The sequence below is a fragment of the Enterobacter sp. 198 genome (genome assembly GCF_009025585.1).
GTDB lineage: Bacteria > Pseudomonadota > Gammaproteobacteria > Enterobacterales > Enterobacteriaceae > Enterobacter > Enterobacter ludwigii.
In genome coordinates this window covers 60,592-82,138 of record NZ_WCIM01000030.1, presented here as the reverse complement: position 1 = coordinate 82,138, position 21,547 = coordinate 60,592, and the positions used below count along the sequence as shown (strand labels likewise).

Genomic DNA, 21,547 nt, shown 5'->3' with positions numbered 1-21,547 from the left:
GGTATTGACGAGCGAGGCGTTATCAGGCGTTAGTGGCCGGTTTAGTCTGCGCATTTTCCAGCATGCGACGTACCGGAACAATGAGGACGATCAGCACCGCGGCACAAATCAGCAGCGCGATGGAGCAACGTGCGAAGAGATCCGGCAGCATATCCAGCTGGTCGGCCTTCACGTGACCGCCAATCAGACCTGCCGCCAGGTTGCCCAGCGCACTTGCGCAGAACCACAGGCCCATCATCTGCCCACGCATTCTTTCCGGTGCCAGCAGCGTCATGGTCGCCAGACCAATCGGGCTCAGGCACAGTTCCCCCAGCGTCAGCATCAGGATGCTGCCCACCAGCCAGAATGGCGACACGCCCGCGCCACCGTTATTCAGTACGTTCTGCGCAGCCAGCATCATCAGACCAAAGCCTGCGGCGGCACACAAAATACCAATAACAAACTTGGTGATACTGCTCGGACGAATGTTCATGCTGGCAAGTTTCGGCCAGGCCCAGCTGAATACCGGCGCCAGCAGGATGATGAACAGGGCGTTAATCGACTGGAACCATACCGCCGGGATTTCGAAATCACCGATCATGCGGTTAGTGTAGTCGTTGGCAAAGAGGTTGAATGACGTTGGCTTCTGCTCGAAGGCGGACCAGAAGAACGCAGCGGAGACCAGCAGAATAAAACAGACCAGAAGTCTGGCACGCTCTTTACGATTCAGGCCCGCAAAAAGGAACAGGTAGATAAAGTAGAGGGCAACGGACGCCGCAATCACGTAAACCAGCACGCTGGCTACCGCAACCGGGTTAATCACAATCACACCCTGCGCGATCAGCGTAACGATAACAGCCACACCCACAGCCAGCGCCAGCAACCATGCGCCCACGCCGTTTCTTTTCACCACCGGGCTATTCCAGGTAGAGTCCAGCCCCACTTCGCTGTCATAGCGTTTCATTGCCGGAACGGCAAACACGCGGAAGATGATCAGGGCAACCAGCATCCCGATGCCACCAATGCCGAAGCCCCAGTGCCAGCCGTGAGATTTAATCAGCCAGCCGGAAATCAACGGCGCGATAAACGAGCCCATGTTGATGCCCATGTAGAACAGCGAGAAACCACCGTCACGACGCGCATCGCCTTTTTTGTACAGCGTCCCCACCATGACCGAGATACAGGTCTTAAACAGACCAGAACCGAGCACGATGAACATCAGGCCGATAAAGAACAGGTTATCGCCCATGATGGCCGAAAGCGCAATCGACAGGTGGCCGAGCGCAATCAGGATAGATCCGTACCAGACGGCTTTCTGCTGGCCGAGCCAGTTATCCGCCAGCCAGCCACCCGGCAGTGCGGCCAGGTACATGGTGCCGGCAAAGATGCCCACAATTGCCGACGCGTTTTCACGTGCCAGCCCCATCCCGCCGTCATACACGGTGGCGGCCATAAACAGGATCAGTAATGGGCGAATGCCGTAAAACGAGAAACGTTCCCACATCTCGGTAAAGAACAGCGAACCGAGCGGATAAGGGTGGCCGAAGAACGTTCGGCTTTCTTTTTGATTAACAGAGGATTGCATAATTCTCCCAGGAAGGTATGTGTCGTGCTTGTAAACACCAGCATGTACGCCGGCCAGTTACGTATCTGACCGATTTTTTACATGCGGCGAAAAGTTAGTTAACCATTTGATAACCAGTCGCTAGTTTTGTCTAGTACCGGACCCTGGACTTTAAGATGAAAATTCGATGATTGTCTACTTTCTTAGATTTAAACTTGGTTAAAAGTGAATAGTGATTGACATCACACAGAGTGGACTGACGGTATGAGTGGGCGAAAAAAAGCCCGCGATCAACGCGGGCTTCAGAAAGAACGGCAACGCTTATTTGCTTTTCTTAATGTGCTTAATCAAACGCTTACGCTTACGCATCTGGTTTGGCGTCAGGGTATTGCGCTTGTTGGCGAACGGGTTCTCCCCTTCCTTGAACTGGATGCGGATTGGCGTGCCCATTACGTCCAGTGATTTACGGAAGTAGTTCATCAGATAGCGCTTGTAGGAATCCGGCAGGTCTTTAACCTGGTTGCCGTGAATCACCACGATTGGTGGGTTATAACCCCCGGCGTGAGCATATTTCAGCTTCACGCGACGACCACGCACCAGCGGCGGCTGATGGTCTTCTGCTGCCATGTTCATGATACGGGTCAGCATGGCGGTGCTCTGACGACGGGTGGAGCTGTCGTACGCTTCACGCACGGACTCAAACAGATTACCTACACCGCTGCCGTGTAACGCAGAGATAAAGTGCACGCGAGCAAAGTCGATAAAGCCCAGACGGAAGTCGAGCGTCTCTTTCACCTGCTCTCTCACCTCATTACTCAGGCCATCCCATTTGTTGACCACGATAACGAGTGAGCGCCCACTATTCAGAATGAAGCCGAGCAGAGAAAGGTCCTGATCGGAGATACCTTCGCGCGCATCGATGACCAGCATGACCACGTTGGCATCTTCAATCGCCTGCAGGGTCTTGATAACGGAGAATTTTTCCACCACATCGGTGATTTTCCCGCGCTTACGTACGCCTGCGGTGTCAATGAGCACATACTCACGCTCATCGCGCTGCATCGGGATATAAATACTGTCGCGGGTGGTGCCCGGCATGTCGTAAACGACCACACGCTCTTCGCCGAGGATACGGTTAGTAAGTGTAGACTTACCTACGTTTGGACGGCCCACGATAGCCAGTTTGATCGGCAGATCCTGCGGGTTGAAGTCGTCTTCAGGCTCTTCCTCGCCCGCTTCGCCGTCTTCGAACTGCGCCCAATATTCGGCGTCTTCATCGATCTCTTCCGGCGGGTTAACTTCATCAACCCACGGCAGCAAAACGGTTTCCAGCAGGCTGGTCACGCCACGACCATGAGATGCCGCAATCGGGTAGATTTCGCCCAGACCTAAGGACCAGAAATCCGCAACCGCCTGGTCTGCATCAATACCGTCAGTTTTGTTCGCCACCAGGAAAGTGGGTTTTTCACGCGAGCGCAGATGTTTCGCAATAGCGGAGTCCGCCGGCATCAGGCCTGCGCGAGCGTCCACCATAAACAGAACCACGTCAGCTTCTTCAATCGCCAGCAGCGACTGTTCCGCCATACGGGTTTCAACACCATCTTCTGTCCCGTCAATACCACCGGTATCAATACAGATGAACTCGCGTCCTTCTACTTCTGCACGACCGTACTTACGGTCACGCGTCAGCCCCGGGAAATCCGCAACCAGCGCATCACGGGTGCGTGTTAAACGGTTAAAAAGAGTGGATTTTCCAACGTTAGGGCGCCCGACAAGCGCGACCACAGGTACCATGTTTGAAGCCTCATAAAATTCAAATAAACGTCGCATTTGCGGCGTTTTTAAAAATGTCAAAACGGCTCCTGAGTGAACAGGAGCCGTTTAGTATACTACAACCGCTGGGTAATTAACGCGTGATCGCGTACAGCGTGCCGTCTTTTGCCTGAATCAGCAGTTTGCCGTCAGCCACGACCGGTTCCGTCAGGAAACCTGAGCTGTCGACTTTTTGCTGAGCAACAAAACGACCATTGTCCGGGTCAATCCAGTGCATATACCCTTCGCTATCACCCACCACCAGGCTACCGTTATACAGTGCTGGTGCGGTCAGCAGGCGGTGCAGCAGATCGCTTTGCGTCCACAGCGTAACACCACCTTCGGTGCTGAGCGCCAGCAGACGGTCGTTCTGATCGACCATATAGATACGGTTGCCATCAACCACGAAATCATTTACCGAGCCCAGTTCACGTTTCCACATGACCTGGCCGCTGCGCAGATCCAGCGCGGTCAGGTTACCGTTATAGGCCAGTGCGTAAACCACACCGTCAACGATAACCGGGGTCGTGTCGACATCGCTCAGACGATCGATTTCCGTTGAGCCTGTCGCCTGAGAAATACGCTGCTGCCAGATCATCTGGCCTTGCTGCATCAGTACCGCGCTTACACGACCGTTGTCACCGCCAACAATGGCAGCACCAAAGGCGGTAGCCGGCGCAGATTCACCACGCAGGGATAAGGAAGGCATATCCAGGTTCACGGTCCATTTCACCAGACCATCGGCTTCGTTCAGCGCCTGCAGCTGGCCGTTGCTGGTGTGGATCAGTACCATGCCGTCGCTCACGACCGGACGAGACAGAGACTCACCGGCCACGGAGGTTTGCCATGCAACAGAACCATCGCTGGTGTTGAGAGCATAGACCTGGGCTTTTTCGCTACCCACGTACACATGCCCACCGGCAACGGTCAGACCGCCAGAAAGCAGTGCCGGTTTACGAGAGAACCAGCCGTCTTTTTCCGCCAGGTTAACCGACCACACTTCTTTCCCGTCATCGGCGTTAACCGCCTTCACGGTACCTTTGCGGTCAGCCGCATAGATAACGCTGTCGGCAAAAGCCGGGTGCAGGTTGGAATAAAAATCACCAATACCATCGCCCACGGAGGTGCTCCACGCGGTGGACGGGGTAAACTGGTTTTCAACAGTCGGCAGTGGGGACATTTTCACAACGTCTTCTTCGCCACTGAACAGTGAACAGCCACTCAATAACGTAACAGAAAGCAGTCCTGGCAGAAGTAATTTACGCAATTGCATCGGGTCCCTCTCAGACGGACAAATTATTTATTTTCATCTGCATCATTTCGCTCAGCGCAGGTGAAGCTTTGCTCTCTACGCCAGCTTGCCACGCTTTACGCGCGCCCGCTTTGTCACCTTTGCTCAGCAGTGCTTCACCGCGCAGATCGGCAACAATGGCAGCAAAACCTTCGCCTTTGATGGTATCGAGCGTTTTCAGCGCATCGTCAGCTTTTTTCTGCTGAACCTGAATACGAGCCAGGCGCAGATTGATTACCGCTTTCAGATTTTCATCACTGGCGGCGTTTAGCCCTTGTGACAGCAGGCTAGCGGCTTTATCCAGCTCGTTCTTATCAACGTACTGCTGTGCCACTTCCAGTGCGGCCAGCGCACCGTACGTGTTTTTATTGTCAGCGGCAAATTTCTCTGCCGTCGTCAGCGTTTGCGGCTGATCGGCACGGATTGCGCTAACGGTATTTTCATACGACAGCGACGCGTCACGCGCGGAGTCCGCCTGATGACTGTTCCAGTAACGCCATCCTACCAGCGCACCGACACCTAAAATAACCCCAACAACCAGCGCCTTGCCGTTTTCGACAAAGAAGCGTTTAATCGCGTCGACCTGATCGTGTTCGTTCTCGTAAATTTCCACGCAGTCCTTCTCCTTAGCCCAATAGAGTGCGCAAGTGCGCCGCAACGCCGTCCTGCGTTACCGTTGTCTGCTCACCCGAGCGCAGGTCTTTCACAACCACTTCGCCGTTAGCCACTTCGGACTCGCCCAGCACCAGTGCAATACTTGCGCCCCATTTATCGGCACGAGCAAACTGTTTTTTGAAGTTGCCGCCGCCATGGTTGGTCATCAGCTTCACGTCCGGCAGTGCATCACGCACGCGTTCCGCAAGCTGCATTGCCGCAGGCTGCGTTTCCGCGCCTGAGGCTACCAGGTATATATCGACAACGGAATCTGCTTTAAATTCCGGATTAACTGCCTGAACCAGCAAAACAAGTCGCTCAAGACCCATGGCGAAGCCAACGCCAGGGGCTGGACGACCACCAAGCTGCTCAACCAGACCGTCATAACGACCGCCGGCACACACGGTGCCCTGGGAACCGAGGCTGGATGTCACCCACTCGAACACGGTGCGGTTGTAGTAGTCCAGACCGCGCACCAGACGCTGGTTCACGGTATAAGCAATGCCCGCGGCTTCCAGCAGTTTGCACAGACCCGCAAAGTGCTCACGTGACGCTTCGTCCAGGTAGTCGCCCAATGCAGGTGCATCGTTCAACAGCGCCTGTACGTCAGGGTTTTTGGAATCCAGCACGCGCAGTGGGTTGCTGTACATACGACGTTTGCAGTCTTCGTCCAGCTTCTCTTTGTGCTGCTCCAGGAACGCAACCAGTGCGTCACGGTAGTTCGCACGTGCTTCCAGAGAACCGATGGAGTTCAGTTCCAGTGAGACGTGCTCAGCAATGCCGAGCGCACGCCACCAGCGGGCAGTCAGCATAATCAGTTCGGCGTCAATGTCCGGGCCCTGCAGGCCAAAGACTTCCACACCCAACTGGTTGAACTGGCGATAACGACCTTTCTGTGGACGTTCGTGGCGGAACATCGGGCCGATATACCACAGGCGCTGCTCCTGATTGTACAGGAGACCATGTTCGATGCCGGCGCGTACGCAGCCCGCCGTACCTTCCGGACGCAGTGTCAGGCTGTCGCCGTTGCGGTCCTCAAAGGTGTACATCTCTTTTTCAACCACGTCGGTCACTTCGCCGATCGCGCGTTTGAATAACGGGGTCTGCTCTACAATCGGCAAACGGATTTCGCTGTAACCGTAGCTGCCGAGCACCTGTTTGAGTGTGCCTTCAATGCGCTGCCAGATGGCGGTTTCGCCAGGCAGATAATCGTTCATGCCGCGGATGGCTTGAATGTTTTTTGCCACGTTTATTCTCTTTCTATATACAAAAAAGAACCCAAAGAATGGGTTCAATCATACATGGGAAGCGCCACGCTTCCCATCACGTTATTTTTCAACCTGCTGAATGCTGATGCGCTGCGCTTCATCCATCATTGTTGCTTTGGCACGGATGCGGGCTTCAAGCTGGTCGATCATATCACTATTATCCAGACGATCTTTACGCACGCCATCTTCATAGAGACCACTTTTCTTGTTACCGCCGGTGACGCCGAGCGTTGACACCAGGGCTTCACCCGGACCGTTCACCACGCACCCGATGATGGAGACGTCCATCGGGGTGATGATATCTTCCAGACGTTGCTCAAGCGCATTCACCGTGCCAATCACGTCAAATTCCTGACGTGAACAGGTTGGGCAGGCAATGAAGTTGATCCCACGTGCGCGGATACGCAGTGATTTGAGGATATCGAAACCGACTTTGATCTCTTCTACCGGATCGGCCGCCAGCGAAACGCGCAGGGTGTCACCGATCCCTTCCGAGAGCAGCAGCCCCAGACCGATCGCCGATTTAACGGAACCGCTACGAAGGCCACCGGCTTCCGTAATCCCGAGGTGCAAAGGCTGATCGATCTGTTTTGCCAGCAGGCGATAAGACTCTACTGCCAGGAACACATCTGAGGCTTTTACGCTGACTTTGAACTGTTCAAAGTTCAGACGATCAAGATGATCAACGTGACGCATCGCGGATTCAAGCAGTGCCTGCGGCGTTGGCTCACCGTATTTTTCCTGCAGATCTTTTTCCAGGGAACCGGCGTTGACGCCGATACGGATAGGAATATTTTTATCGCGGGCGCAATCCACCACCATACGGATACGCTCTTCGTTACCGATGTTGCCCGGGTTAATACGCAGGCAGTCGACGCCATATTCAGCAACTTTCAGCGCAATGCGGTAATCGAAGTGGATATCAGCAACCAGCGGAACGCTGACCTGCTGTTTGATCAGTTTGAACGCCTCAGCGGCATCCATTGTCGGCACGGAGACGCGAACAATGTCCGCGCCTACACGCTCTAACGCTTTGATCTGATTGACCGTCGCTTCCACGTCTGTGGTGCGCGTGTTGGTCATCGACTGGACGGCGATAGGAGCCCCATCGCCGATTGGCACATTACCAACGTAAATCCGTTTCGATTTTCTACGTTGAATCGGAGCCTGGTTATGCATGAAAAATCTCCCGCGTTGCCCGTCTGTTACTGTGCTGCTGATTGTTCGGCATTAACGGTAAGACGCGCAACCTGGTTAGTTCTGATAAAGCGGCTCAGGTCGACAGGTTTTCCTTGATACTGGATCTGTACTGCTGCCGGAGCGCCGATTTTAAGTTTATACGGTGCCTGGCCGGTTAGGTTTAACGTGCCATCTTTACGCTGCAGACCGCTGAACAGTTTTTTACCTGTCGCATCGGTCACTTCCAGCCAGCAGTCAGCAGAGAAGTTCATCACCAGCGCATTTGGGTCCGCCGCCGGCGCAGCCGTTCCGGCCGGGTTGGTTGGAAGTGACGCAGCACCGTTGTCCGCAGGCTGAGTGGCCGCTGGCGCGTTGGTCGCGGTATCCACGTTTGCCTGAGAAGGGGCAACCACCGCGTTTGGATCCTGAGCCTGAGGCGCAGGGGTATTAGCCGTTGCGGCGGGCGCCTGCCCGGCATCGGTTGCAGGCGCATCGGTCGCGGCAGTCTGCGGCTCGCTGGAGGTGGCAGCACCTTCGGTATTCAGCGGCACGCTCTGAGCGTTGTCATTGCCGGACTGATTGAGCTCGGCGGAGGATTGATCGGCCATGGTGGTGATCTCTTCCTGCTGCGCCTTGTGGTTTTGCCACCACCATGCGCCCGTCAGGCCGATCACCACAAACAGCACCAGCCAGGTAAAGCTCATCAGCCAGCCATCACGTTTTTTACGACGTTTTCCCAGGGAGAAGGTCTGCATCGGCGCAACTTTTGCTGCGCGGACCGGTGCCTGCTTCTCCATCATTGGCAGTAATTCTTCTTCAGGGATATGCACCAGTTTTGCATAAGAGCGGATGTAACCACGCAGAAATGTTGAAGCCAGATCGGCCGGAGCCTTATCTTCTTCAATATCGCGAACCGTGGAAACCTTCAGACATAAGCGTTCTGCAACGGCTTGCTGGCTGAGTCCGAGTTGTTCACGGGCGTTGCGAAGACGAACGCCAGTGGAGAGTGCTTCATGTTGGTCGTGAGTGGCTTCAGTATTCATTCGCTACAACTACTGGTACGTGAAAAAAAAGGGTTCAGGTGCCGGTAAGTCACAATGCCACCCGCACCGCGAAAGTTCTGATCAGTTAACCTTGAACAGACAGTATAAGACTGTCAGCCCGGAGATGACAGCACAGCCCCGCCCGTCAGGATAAACTGTTGTTACGTCGTTACATACTGCCCGAAAGTCGGATGAAACGCACCGTAATTATTGATCAGTCATCACGAATCTGACTGATTATTCAGTAAGATTATGCTTCACGGCGCAAATAATGCGCCGTGAGTGCATAAGAATCAAACAGCTTTGACCGCAATCGTCTCGCCCTGCATACGTTTACGCAGGGTACGTTTGGTACGGTCAATCACATCACCTGCCAGCTGTCCGCATGCAGCATCGATATCATCACCACGGGTTTTACGCACGATAGTGGTGAAACCATACTCCATCAGCACCTTGGAGAAACGGTCGATACGGCTGTTCGAGCTACGGCCATAAGGCGCGCCCGGGAACGGGTTCCATGGAATCAGGTTGATTTTGCACGGCGTATCTTTCAGCAGTTCAGCCAGCTGATGCGCATGCTCGGTACCGTCGTTTACATGATCGAGCATGACATACTCGATCGTCACGCGGCCCTGGTTCGCGTTGGATTTTTCCAGGTAGCGACGCACGGCGGCGAGGAAAGTTTCGATATTGTACTTTTTGTTGATGGGTACAATTTCGTCACGGATTTCGTCGTTTGGTGCATGCAGGGAGATCGCCAGCGCAACGTCAATCATGTCGCCCAGCTTGTCCAGTGCAGGCACTACGCCTGATGTCGACAGCGTTACGCGACGCTTGGACAGACCAAAGCCGAAGTCATCCAGCATGATTTCCATCGCCGGAACGACGTTGGTCAGGTTCAGCAGTGGCTCGCCCATGCCCATCATCACTACGTTGGTGATTGGACGGGTCCCGGTCACTTTCGCCGCACCGACGATTTTCGCCGCACGCCACACCTGGCCGATAATTTCAGACACGCGCAGGTTACGGTTGAATCCCTGTTGAGCGGTTGAGCAGAACTTGCACTCCAGCGCACAGCCCACCTGAGAGGAGACGCACAGCGTGGCGCGGTCTTCTTCCGGGATGTAGACGGTTTCAACGCGCTGATCGCCAACAGCAATCGCCCATTTGATGGTGCCATCGGCAGAGCGCTGCTCCTCCACCACTTCTGGTGCACGGATTTCAGCCACTTCTTTGAGCTTATTGCGCAGCACTTTGTTGATGTCAGTCATGTCATCAAAGTTGTCGCTGCAATAGTGGTACATCCATTTCATGACCTGATCGGCACGAAACGGCTTCTCGCCCATCTCTTTAAAGAACTCGCGCATCTGCTGACGGTTCAGATCCAGCAGGTTAATTTTTCCATTTTTATTTGGAACCGCAGGAATGGCGACTTCGGAGGTATTCACTAATTCAGACATAATTTTTTCCGGCCTCGTTGTTACACGTTATGGCCCATGGAGGGTTGAAAAGAAACGCCCCGGAAAGCAGTCTGCTCGTCCGGGGCGTTGCATTGTACAAAGTCTGGCGCAGGGATGCCACGTCTGCACGCGGCATTTACGAAAATAATGTGTAAACGAAACCGTTAAATTAACGGGTACGTGGACACACTTCGCCTTCAGCGAAGAAGAACGCGATTTCACGAGCGGCAGATTCAACAGAATCGGAACCGTGGGTGCCGTTCTCGGTAAAGCTGTCTGCATAGTCAGCGCGCAGGGTACCAGCCAGTGCGTTATCCGGGTTGGTCGCACCCAGCAGGTCACGGTGACGCTGTACTGCGTTTTCGCCTTCCAGTACGGATACAACGATCGGGCCAGAAGTCATGAACTCAACCAGACCGTCGAAGAATGGACGACCTTCGTGCTCAGCGTAGAAACCGCGAGCCTGCTCAACGGTCAGGTGCAGCATTTTGGTGCCAACGATTTTGAACCCTGCTGATTCAAAGCGAGCAAAGATGCTGCCAATAACGTTTTTTGCCACCGCGTTTGGTTTGATGATGGAAAAAGTACGTTCAATAGCCATGATAACCTCTGTAAATGTTCTGTTGTTTTTCATACCTGAGTATGGTGTGGCGCGGATTATAATGAGCAATAGCGCCATTGCCTATGGATTCAGGTAACATTTTTTTAAAATGAGACGAAGATTAGCAACAGCTCACAGCAGAAGAGACGTTTAACGCTACTGCAGCATGAAATTCACCGTCGCCACCTGCCCCGCTTCATCCATCACCAGCACCTGATAATCGCCTGATTTATCAAGCTGCAAGGTGTAAACCCGGCTCTTCAACGCCAGCGGTTCGCCATTCAAAAACCACCAGCGTTCACCGCTATTGCCGGTGGCCTGTAGCGGTAACGAGACGCGGGATTCCCCCGGCAGACGCTTGATAACCGCGCCTTCACGCACGCCAGTCAACATCAGCGGTGCAGGTGAGTCCTGCGACAAGGGCGGACAGGTAGCCGATGGTGAAGGGATCCGTGCTGAGCGCCGCTCGGCTGCAGGCAGCCAGGGTTCCAGCGGCAGCGGCCAGACATCCAGAACTTTCTCGGTCGCATCCGGGCAGTCTGCCGCCACGCGTTTGCCCTCTTTATCCAGCCAGACCGGGAAACGGATCCCGCGAATACCTTCCTGTTCAGGTAGAAGCAATGTCGGCGGCTCGCTGCCGTCCAGCAGCCAGGTCGCCAGGCGACGACGGCAATTTTCGCTCCCTTCCGGCAGCGACTGGCCGCCCGGCCAACAGATGACGCCGCGCCCCACACCGTCAGGACGCGGGTCGCGTGGCAGACGCGCCTGATCGAGCGTTGAACCAGACTGCAGTACATTATTCACCTGGTTAAGCAGAGGTACCGCGCTCGCAAACCCAAACTGACCCGCCACAGGCGTGCCGTCCGGTCGTCCGGTCCAGATCCCAATAACGTAACGGGCATTCAGCCCTACCGCCCATGCGTCACGGTAGCCATAGCTGGTTCCCGTTTTCCATGCCAGAGGTACCACCTGAGGCAGCGCATTGTCCGGCAGTGGCTGCGCCTCATTGGCCAGAATACGGCGAATGATCCACGCCGCCCCCTGGGATAACAACGGCCGCTCTGACAGGGGATCGCCTGGCTGTAAGCGCAGCCGGCCCGCTTTACCGTGTCGGGCGAACGCGCTATAGGCCGCGGTGATATCGGCCAGCCGCGCCCCTGCCCCCCCCAGGATCAGCGATAAATTCGGCTGTGCGCCAGCAGGTAAAATCAGCGGCAAACCTGCATTACTCAACATCGCAGCAAAACGTTTTGGTCCGTATGCCTCGAGCACCTGCACGGCGGGCAGATTAAGAGAGCGTACCAGCGCTTCACTCATACTCACCGGCCCATGAAACCCACTGTCGAAATTACCCGGGCGATAATCCCCCGTTTTTCTTGGAACATCCTGGAGCAGCGATGCCGGGTGGATCAAACCGTCGTCCAGCGCCATACCGTAGATAAAGGGTTTGAGCACCGATCCCGGCGATCGGATCGCATTCACCATATCCACATGGCTAAACCGGGTGTCATCGTTAATGTCGACCGATCCCACCCAGCCACGCACTTTCATATCCGTGTGATCGACGACGATCATTGCCAGCGAACTGCGTGCTGGCAGGCGGGATTTCCAGTTCATCGCCAGTTCTTCAAGCTGCCTCTGCAGGGACGCATCTAAGGTAGTCACAATTTTAGTATCGCGACTTTTACTGAGCATCATGCGCGAAAAGAGCGGTGCCAGCTGCGGCATTTGCCGGGGCGCCAGCCATACCGCTTCTTCACGGGACTCCTTAACCTGGCTTGCCGACCAGACGCCCTGCGTCACCATCCGGTCGAGCACTTTGTTGCGTGCCGCTTCTGCACGTTCCGGCCAGCGGTCAGGACGCAACCGGCTTGGCGCCTGCGGCAATACGGCGAGCAGCGCCGCTTCGGAATAGCTGAGTTGCGAAGGCGGTTTGCCGAGATAGGTCCAGCTTGCCGCACCAATCCCCTGCAGCGTACCGCCAAACGGGGCACGGTTAAGATAAAGCGTGAGGATGTCGCGCTTAGAGAGGTGCCACTCAAGCTGCATGGCTCGCCAGAGCTGACGAATTTTGCCACCAAAAGTGCGCGGATGCGGATCCAGCAGGCGCGCCACCTGCATGGTGAGCGTGCTGCCGCCTGAGACAACCCTCCCGGAGGTAAGATCCTGCCAGGCGGCGCGCAGCACAGAGAACGGATTCACGCCTGGATGGTCCCAGAACCAGCGATCTTCATACTGGATCAAGGCTTCAAGATAGCGGGGAGAAACCTCTTCGAGAGTGACCGGATAGCGCCAGATCCCTTCGCTGTCAGCAAAACGCCAGAGCGGTGTGCCCTTTTCGTCCACCACCACCCGTGCGGGGTTGACCTCTTTCAGAGGCAACGGCCACAGGCGATCAGCGGCCAGGATCAGCCCCCATAAAACGAGAAGCGCTCCCGCCAGCCACAGCCAGCGGGAGCGTATCAGACGTACAAGCCGCATATTACGGTACAACAATCAGCGGGTCACTGGCCGCACCTGTTGCCCGCCACTGCGGCACATACATGGACTCCACCATCGGGACCGGCACCTCATAGGTTCCCGGCGTCACGGCGCGCGCCAGATAAACCAGCGTGACCGGCTGCCCTTCGTTAACCGGCACCGCCGCCACAAAGCGATCGTCGCGGAATTCCATATGCTGAATATCCGCCTGCTGCATCTGACTGAGCAGGTTCTGCACTTCGCTGCCGCTATCCTGCAGGCTGGCGCTGCTGCTCGCCAGGTTCTGGTTTTCAAGTTCCAGCCCCGCCGGGAGGAGATCGACAACCAGCGCATCCGGCACGTTCTGGCTGGCCTTCACTTCAAGCCATACCAGCACCAGCTCGCCGCTCTTCAGTGACGTGAGCGACTTTGTACTGCCGTCGGTTGCCAGAATATGGCGTTCAATCTGCAGCACGTTAGACGATGGCTGAGGTGCAGATGCCGGATAACCGGTGCTATCAAGGCGTACCCACAGCGGTGTGCTACCGGTATTGGTCACCTGCAGCGCGCCAAGCTGGTCGCCGTTCACGTTCTGTACCAGTGCTTTATCACCGCCTGATGCGGTATCCGCCAGAGACGTTTGGGCCTGCCATGTGCCGGACAAAGTTTGCAGCGAGCGTCCGGCCAGGAACAGGGCGTTACTCTCCTGGGTCGAGAGCCAGCGCTGGCTGAAAGCTTGTTCCGACAAGGCGTTCAGCAGCGTATTTTGCGCATCCGGCAGAAGCTTGTACTCCTCAAGCAGAGAAAGCATCAGCGCATTATCACGAAGCGCACTGCCATAATCGGCCATCCAGTTTTTGCTGTCGTTACGCGGCGTTTTGATGGCCAGACCCAGCGCCTGCTGGCTGCGCGGTGCGTCACCCATCAATTTAAGCGCCATCCCCAACTGCATCAGCGGCAGCCCGGAAGCGGCCTGTCCGTGACGTTCCCAGATTTCACGCAACGCACCAAGCGGGGCTTTTTGCTGGCGAGCCAGCACCAGCGCGGCATAGGCCTGCACCGCAAATTTACTGGCCTGGGTATCATCGCTGTAGCGGATGGACATCATGCCCGGGTCCTGCAGGTAACGCAGCAAGCGGCTGTTGGCGTTGTTAACCGCCTCAGCAGGCACGCTGTAGCCCTGCTCACCTGCGCGAACCAGGAAGTCAGTGACATAGGCGGTGAGCCAGTACTCCTCCGGACCGTTTTTATCCCAAAGCGCGAAACCTCCGTCATCACGCTGCATTTGCAGCAGACGAGAGATCCCGATATCAATGGCCGCACGGCGCTTGTCATCCTTATCCCCTTTGATGCCAAGCGCGGTCAACTGCGCCGCGTTGGTGTAGAGCGACGGGAACAGACCACTGGTAGTTTGCTCCAGACAGCCATACGGGTATGCCTGGAGCTCACGAATATAGCGCGCCAGATTCAGAGGCGGTTTCCCGCTCAGCAGCAATTGTCCCTGTAGCGTGGCAGGAGAGAAGCCATTAAGGTGCTGCGCCGGTGCACTCCACGACTCACCAGGATTCAGCATGGCACCGGTGTTAACGGTCTGCGCCGGGAATGCCGGACGAACGCCGATTTTCCAGCTCTTCTGTTGTGCAGCGAAAGTCTCGCCCGGCAGCTGCAGGCCGGTCACCTGAGCGGTCACTTCACCATCACCGTAGCCATCCAGCGCACGTACCGGGATAAACAGGGTGCTGCGCGCGCCCGGCGGTAACTTCACGGGCTGCGGCTGTGCGCCCTCAAGCGACAGCTTGCCGGTAGCGGTAAAAGCAACGTTCAGCGTTTGCGGCTGGTCCGTCAGGTTGGTCACATCCAGCGTCAGGCGTGAGGTATCGCCACTTGCCAGGAAGCGCGGCGTGTTCAGTTCGGTAATGATTGGGGCGGCGACAATTACTTTACCTTCGCTGCTGCCGAAATCATCTTCCGTCCAGGCCTGCGCCATCAGACGCAGCTCGCCATTGAAGTCTCCAATGGGCAGCGTCACGGTCCCTTCACCGTTAGCATCGAGCTCGATCGGCTGCGCCTGCTGGGCAATGATAGTCACGTGGTTCACCGGTGGTTTACCGCCGCGCTTAAGCTCATCGCCGTCACCACCAAAGCGCAGTGCAGCCATGCGGCCCTGCCCTTCAATGACCTGACCATAAATATCGTAGATATCCGCGCCGTAGCGCTTCTGACCGAAGAACGCTTCCCACGGATCCGGGGTAACGTAATCGGTGATGTTCAACACGCCGCTGTCCACTGCCGAGATCAGCACATTCACTTTCTGCGGAACGGCGCCTTCTTTGACGCTGGCCTTCACCTTCACGGACAGCGTCTGGTTTGGCCGCATTTTCTGCGGATTTTCCAGCGCGACATTCAGGCGGCGATTCTCATCGCCCATCGGCAGATGCAGTAACCCGACGGCACGTTTCGGCGTCGCTGATTTGGATTTATCGCCAGGGCGTACCACCAGCGTGCTGAGATAGAGATCGTGACGTTTCCAGGCCTTATCCACCGGGATTGAGAGATCGAGTCCGTTGGCCGGTACGTCGATCTCTTTCCACCACAGCGGCCCTTCGCTGGACTCGATCATCGCATAGCCTTTACCCGCCGCCGGAGCAGCGATATGCAGCTGGATGGTATCTCCCGGCTGATAGGAAGGCTTGTCCAGTTTCATGGTCACACGGTCAGGGCGAGCGGCACCGGTGCCGTCGCTATTATCCTGCCAGCTGTAGCCGGCCCAGAAGCGCACGCTGCTGACCATATCGTCCGGCGCTTTGACCTCCAGACGGTACGAGCCCCACTCCACCGGGAAGGTCACTTTACCGGTTTCATCGGCCTTGAGGGTCAGCTCCTGCTCGCCCTCCACCAGGTCTTTCTGATCAAACTGTGACTGCCAGCCATCGCTCTCTGACCAGTTCCAGTAGTAGTCACGGCGCTCACGGATCAGGCGAACCTGTAACCCGGAAACCGCCTTTTTTGCCCCGCTGGCATCGGCATAGACGATATCAAAGCTGGCATTGCCGTTTTCATCCACGATCGGCTGGTTGACGGTGGTGTCAGTGCGGTAGTCATAAACGGCCTTACTGGCAAACTGAGGACGGATACCCGGCAGCTCGGCCGCCGGCCAGATGGCCTGCTCAGCACGGCGCGTCACCGGGCGACCGCCCGACTCCAGAAGGCTGGCCTGCAGGATCAGCTGCAGCGGTGAATGCGCCTCTTTCCACTGGCTTTCGGTCGAGACCTGTCCGCGCCCTTGTTCATCAAGGGTTAGCTGAACTTCATCCAGGCTGCGGCTCAGGTTCTCTTCGGCGATATCACCGAACTGGAAGCCCGGCAGTGCAGCGACGGCTTCGCGCAGCGGTCGCAGGAAAAGCTGGCCTTGCAGGGAATTTCCGTTGGCAGGTGCGCCATACAGGTAATAACCCGCAATGTTAAAGTCGACGTTATCCTCGGTGGAAAACGGCGCTTTTTGTCCCGTCAGATTAAGCGCCATACGCTCCGGCATAAAATCTTCAACGTGGAAATCCCACAGGCGCTGTTGGTTATCGCCGGTATTGGCGCGGATATGCCACATACCGGTCTGCGCCCCGCCGTCCAGGGAATAATTGAAGCGATAGAGGCCGTTCTCAGGCTGGACGACAACCGTGCGCGCCACCTGTCCGTCCGGGCGCAGTACGTCGAGTTTAACCGGCTGGGCAGGAAGCGGTTTACCGTCGCTGTCGCGCAGCAAACCATTGAGGATCACCGTTTCGCCAGGGCGATAGAGATCGCGCGGGCCAAACATAAAGAATTGCTTGCTGTAGCCTGGGCTACCTGCGATATCAAACTCCGCCAGATCGAGGGCCGGAAGCTTGAGGTCAAGCAGCGTGGTCTGTCCGTCTTTGCTGGCCAGAATCAGCGCGGCTTCTTTGTCAGTCTCAAGCTTTGCGTGGCCGTCAGCATCGCTGTTCGCTTCGGCAAGCGTCTGCCCTTTATCATTCAACAGGGTGACGGTAACGCCGGATTGCGCCGCGCCATCTTCCAGGCTCTGGGTGAAAATATCCAGACGGTTATGATAACGGTGAGCGGACAACCCAATATCACTTAAGGTAAAGAGGGTTGCGGCATTGCTGTAGTTATAGTGCCCGGCCTGATTCATGACCGCGATGTACACGCCTGACTGCTGGAGCGGCTTAATATCCCGCAGCGGCAACAGCAGTTTTTCACGGGTGTTGCGTGCCGGATTGAGGTCAAACCGGCCGGTATACACCAGGTCCGCCATTTTGAGCAGATTATCGGACTCCCAGTTGGTCAGGGAGTTACGGTACTCCCACTGGCTGACAAAGGAGGCCAGGGATTCAGGCTTCACGCGGTAGAAATTCACGTCAACATTGTTGACGTTGAGCGCCATTACCGGCAGACCTTCCACCACCTTGCCCGGCAGCAGCGAGCCACGGCTGGCAAAACCGACCGTCGGTTCAACATCCCGGGTGGTCAGGGCTTTTTCGTAATCGATACCAAATGTCGCTTTGTTCAGCGCCTGCAGATCACGTTCAACGGTGACAACCAGATTGCGGTTGGGCTCCAGATGGCGCAGGCGTAGCTCTTTCAGGTTAGGTGCGAGTTCCCACGCCCCGTCAACCTTGCCGCTTTTTTTATCCACCACATGCACTGTTTTGGCGAAATCCTGATCGGGATTAAGCGGAACAGAGAAGGTCAGCACCAGCGTGGCCGCGCCATCAAGCTGCACCTCTGAGGTATCCAGCAGGGTGAGCGCTTTGCCCTGACTCTGTGCCGCCAGCGTTGCCAGCTTTTCAGCGTCCGGCTTTTCCGGTGCTTTCGGTGTCGTTGCTGTGGATGCTGCGGGAGCCGCAACCTGAGAGTTATCGTCGCTGTTATCACAGCCGACAAGCGAAAATGTGGTAAGCAGCGCGAGAGAAATCGCGGCTAAGCGAAACGGTGTCATCCTTTGTCCCTGGCCCATGGAGCCTGTTGGTCGTCTTCCGGATAAGTATTATCCGCAAGTTTCATTAATACAAAAAGTCTAATTTTAGAATCTGGAAAGCACCTCGCAGAGCGACGACGCCTTTACTCAGGCACTGCTATGCCGATCACAGTCGCAAACGTCACATGTTACCTTTTACGTCATTTGTTTTTAAAACAATAAGATAGCTGGATTACCTCGCCTTTAGCCTGCTAGCTTTAAGCTCAAGACGCACCCCGAGTGCGCGGTTCACTAAGAGAGACAGTCATGAAACGAGCCGTGAACGCCCTACAAAATTTCGGAAAATCGTTGTACGGACCGGTACTTATCTTACCGATCGTCGGTCTTTTTATCGCATTCGGTAACGTCCTGGGGAACGGTAACCTCGCAGAGTATGTGCCGTTTCTCGGCCATCCGCTGATTCAGCATGTTGGTCAGCTTATCGCGAAATCGGCCGTGTCAGTACTGGTTAACCTGGCGCTGGTGTTTGCCGTCGGGATACCGATTGGCCTGGCCACGCGTGATAAAGGCTATGCGGCCCTGATTGGCCTGGTGACCTTTGTTGTTTTCATTAACGCGATGAACGTTACGCTGCAGCTCCAGGGCGAACTGGCCCCCGCTGACCAGATGAAAGCCGCCGGGCAAAGTATGGTGCTGGGCGTGCAGGTGCTGGAGATGGGCGTTTTCGCCGGGATCCTGACAGGGGCGCTGTCCGGATACTTGTACAACAAGTACTCCGGCGTACAGTTTAACGGCGCGATGGCCATCTATTCCGGCCACTGTTTCGTCGCCATCGTCATGCTTCCTGTCTCAATGCTGCTCGGCGTCGTGATGAGCGAACTGTGGCCATTTGCCCAGCATGGCATCAGCGCACTGGCGCTGGCGATCAAAGGTTCCGGGCCTTTTGGGGTGGCCATTTACGGCTTCCTGGAACGCATTCTGGTGCCGACCGGCCTGCATCATCTGGTCTATACCCCCTTCCTGTATACCGAACTTGGGGGTACGCAAGAGGTATGCGGCACGGTTTATCAGGGCGCACGCAATATCTATTTCGCCGAAATGGCTTGCCCGGAAGTGAAGCAGTTGAGCAGCACGGTAGTGTGGGACGCGCGCGGCATCAGCAAAATGTTTGGCCTGCCCGCGGCGGCGCTGGCGATGTACATGACCGCCAGGCCGGAGCGCAAAGCGGCAGCCAAAGCCATCCTGATCCCGGCAGCGTTAACCTCTCTGCTGGTGGGCGTTACCGAGCCGATTGAGTTTTCGTTCCTGTTCGTCGCTCCGCTGCTGTTTGTGGTACATGCGGTGCTGACCGGCATCGGCATGATGCTTTTCTCCCTGTTCGGTGTTCATGCCATCGGCGCTAACGGAATTATCGATTTTATTCTTTATAACCTGCCGCTCGGCACGGAGAAGTCCAACTGGCCGATGTACATCGTGGTCGGGCTCATCATGTTCGCGCTCTATTTTGTGGTGTTCCGCTTCCTGATCCTGCGCTTCAACATGAAGACGCCGGGACGCGAGGATGACGATCAGGAGACGCGCCTGTACAGCAAACAGGAGTATCAGGCGAAGGGGAACAATGACGGGCTGGGTGAATCCATCGTGGTGGGGCTGGGAGGCCGGGAAAACATTGAGGTAGTGGATAACTGCTACACCCGCTTACGCGTCACGGTGAAGGATGTCTCCATCATCGACGAGCCGCGCCTGAAAGCGACCGGCGCGAAAGGGATTATCAAACAAGGTAACAACGTTCAGGTGGTCTACGGGCTGCATGTCAAAAAAATGCGAGAAGCCGTTGAGACGTTTCTCTGAGAGGAGCTAAAGATGTTTACACCCCCTTTTATTCTGTCGATTGCCGGTGGCGGCAGCACCTATACGCCAGGTATCGTGAAAAGCCTGATGGTACGCCTGCAGGACTTCCCGCTGGCCGAGATTCGCCTCTACGATATCGACGAAGCACGCCAGAACACCATTGCACCGGTGGTGGAGAAGGTCATTCGCGACCATAGCCAGAGCATTACCTTCACCGTGACCACAGACCCGGAAGTCGCGTTCAGCGGGGCGCACTTTGTCTTCGCCCAGATGCGTGTCGGCCAGTACAGAATGCGTGAGCAGGATGAGAAGATCCCGCTGCGCCACGGCGTGGTGGGCCAGGAAACCTGCGGTCCTGGCGGGCTGGCATACGGCCTGCGCACGATCCTGCCGATGGTCGAGCTGATCGATCTGGTGGATCGCTACGCGCATGAAAAAGCCTGGATCGTGAACTATTCCAACCCGGCAGCGATCGTTGCGGAAGGGGTGCGCCGCCTGCGACCGGACGCCCGCGTGCTTAATATCTGCGATATGCCAGTGGCGGCGATGCGTAACATGGGGGCCATTTTGGGTGTGGACCGCCACAAGCTGGAGGTGGACTACTTTGGTCTGAACCACTTCGGCTGGTTTACCCGCGTGCGGGTGGACGGCGAGGACAAGCTGCCGGAACTGCGTCGGCATATCGCGAGGTTCGGCCTGCTGACGGAAGATGCGGCCAAAACCGACCCGCAGCACTCGGATCCGTCGTGGGTGAAAACCTGGCGCAACATCAAGCCCATCATGGATAACTTCCCGGAATATCTGCCAAACCCCTATCTGCAGTACTACCTGATGCCAAACCAGATTGTGGAGCATCAGAACCCGGACTATACCCGCGCGAACGAAGTGATGAACGGGCGTGAGAAAAAGCTGTTTGCCGCCGCAGAAGAGTATAAGCGTACCGGGATTTTACCGGATGCCTTCCACGTGGGCGTCCACGGCGAGTTTATTGTCGATGTCGCCTGCTCGCTGGCATTTAACCTGCGTCAGCGCCATCTGGTAATGGTGGAAAACCGCGGGGCGATAACCAATCTGCCGTACGACGCGGTGGTGGAAGTCCCGGCCTACATCACCTCTGAAGGGCCAGAGCCTATCCGCGTGGGTCGGGTCCCGCTGTTCCATCAGACGCTGCTACAGCAGCAGCTCGCCTCTGAACAGTTGCTGGTGGAAGCGACCATTGAAGGCAGCTACGAAAAAGCACTGCAGGCGTTCACCCTGAACCGCACCGTGCCCACCATGGAGCACGCAAAAGCGATTCTCGATGACATGATTGACGCCAACCGTGACTACTGGCCTGCGCTGCAAAAAGCCTGGCAGAACGGTGAAGCGGCGAAAAAATAGGGTCGTGCTCGCGAGTTGAACGTGGTTTGCTTGTCGGTGTCAGAAAAAACA

General features: G+C 56.2%; 13 protein-coding genes. 2 read left to right on the top strand and 11 right to left on the bottom strand.

Going from position 1 to position 21,547, the window contains the following annotated elements; translation table 11 throughout:
- Positions 1 to 22: 22 nt before the first annotated feature.
- The 11 genes from F8561_RS18615 to F8561_RS18565 form a co-directional block, all read right to left on the bottom strand.
- Positions 23 to 1,564: a peptide MFS transporter gene (locus F8561_RS18615; protein WP_047356613.1), complete on the bottom strand. Its 1,542-nt coding sequence runs from the start codon at positions 1,562 to 1,564 to the stop codon at positions 23 to 25.
- Between the two features lie 300 nt (positions 1,565 to 1,864).
- Complete coding sequence (gene der, locus F8561_RS18610) at positions 1,865 to 3,337, bottom strand: ribosome biogenesis GTPase Der (protein ID WP_020883033.1); 1,473 nt, start codon at positions 3,335 to 3,337, stop codon at positions 1,865 to 1,867.
- Between the two features lie 112 nt (positions 3,338 to 3,449).
- Positions 3,450 to 4,628, bottom strand: a complete 1,179-nt coding sequence (gene bamB / locus F8561_RS18605) for an outer membrane protein assembly factor BamB (RefSeq protein WP_014171163.1) — start codon at positions 4,626 to 4,628, stop codon at positions 3,450 to 3,452.
- Between the two features lie 10 nt (positions 4,629 to 4,638).
- Positions 4,639 to 5,259, bottom strand: a complete 621-nt coding sequence (locus tag F8561_RS18600) for a YfgM family protein (RefSeq protein WP_151887768.1) — start codon at positions 5,257 to 5,259, stop codon at positions 4,639 to 4,641.
- Positions 5,260 to 5,272: 13 nt separating this feature from the next.
- Positions 5,273 to 6,547, bottom strand: a complete 1,275-nt coding sequence (gene hisS / locus F8561_RS18595; protein WP_020883031.1) for a histidine--tRNA ligase — start codon at positions 6,545 to 6,547, stop codon at positions 5,273 to 5,275.
- Between the two features lie 81 nt (positions 6,548 to 6,628).
- Complete coding sequence (gene ispG, locus F8561_RS18590; RefSeq protein WP_063214644.1) at positions 6,629 to 7,747, bottom strand: flavodoxin-dependent (E)-4-hydroxy-3-methylbut-2-enyl-diphosphate synthase; 1,119 nt, start codon at positions 7,745 to 7,747, stop codon at positions 6,629 to 6,631.
- Positions 7,748 to 7,773: 26 nt separating this feature from the next.
- Positions 7,774 to 8,790, bottom strand: a complete 1,017-nt coding sequence (rodZ, locus tag F8561_RS18585; protein WP_014171167.1) for a cytoskeleton protein RodZ — start codon at positions 8,788 to 8,790, stop codon at positions 7,774 to 7,776.
- 293 nt (positions 8,791 to 9,083) lie between these two features.
- Positions 9,084 to 10,250 carry a bifunctional tRNA (adenosine(37)-C2)-methyltransferase TrmG/ribosomal RNA large subunit methyltransferase RlmN gene (locus F8561_RS18580; RefSeq protein WP_014171168.1) on the bottom strand — a complete coding sequence of 389 codons (1,167 nt, stop codon included), beginning with the start codon at positions 10,248 to 10,250 and terminating at the stop codon, positions 9,084 to 9,086.
- Between the two features lie 169 nt (positions 10,251 to 10,419).
- Positions 10,420 to 10,851 (bottom strand): nucleoside-diphosphate kinase, encoded by a 432-nt coding sequence (ndk, locus tag F8561_RS18575; protein ID WP_003860625.1) that lies wholly within the window; start codon positions 10,849 to 10,851, stop codon positions 10,420 to 10,422.
- 156 nt (positions 10,852 to 11,007) lie between these two features.
- A complete protein-coding gene (gene pbpC, locus F8561_RS18570) occupies positions 11,008 to 13,332 on the bottom strand; it encodes a peptidoglycan glycosyltransferase PbpC (protein ID WP_151887767.1) in 2,325 nt (774 codons plus the stop codon).
- Between the two features lies 1 nt (position 13,333).
- On the bottom strand, positions 13,334 to 18,286 hold the full coding sequence (locus F8561_RS18565) for an alpha-2-macroglobulin family protein (RefSeq protein WP_151887766.1): 4,953 nt from the start codon (positions 18,284 to 18,286) through the stop codon (positions 13,334 to 13,336).
- A gap of 285 nt (positions 18,287 to 18,571) precedes the next feature.
- On the opposite strand from F8561_RS18565, the gene F8561_RS18560 reads away from it, so the two are divergent.
- Both F8561_RS18560 and F8561_RS18555 read left to right on the top strand, forming a co-directional pair.
- On the top strand, positions 18,572 to 20,116 hold the full coding sequence (locus F8561_RS18560; protein WP_020883028.1) for a PTS transporter subunit EIIC: 1,545 nt from the start codon (positions 18,572 to 18,574) through the stop codon (positions 20,114 to 20,116).
- 12 nt (positions 20,117 to 20,128) lie between these two features.
- A complete protein-coding gene (locus F8561_RS18555; protein ID WP_025203464.1) occupies positions 20,129 to 21,496 on the top strand; it encodes a 6-phospho-alpha-glucosidase in 1,368 nt (455 codons plus the stop codon).
- The last annotated feature ends 51 nt before the right edge of the window (positions 21,497 to 21,547 follow it).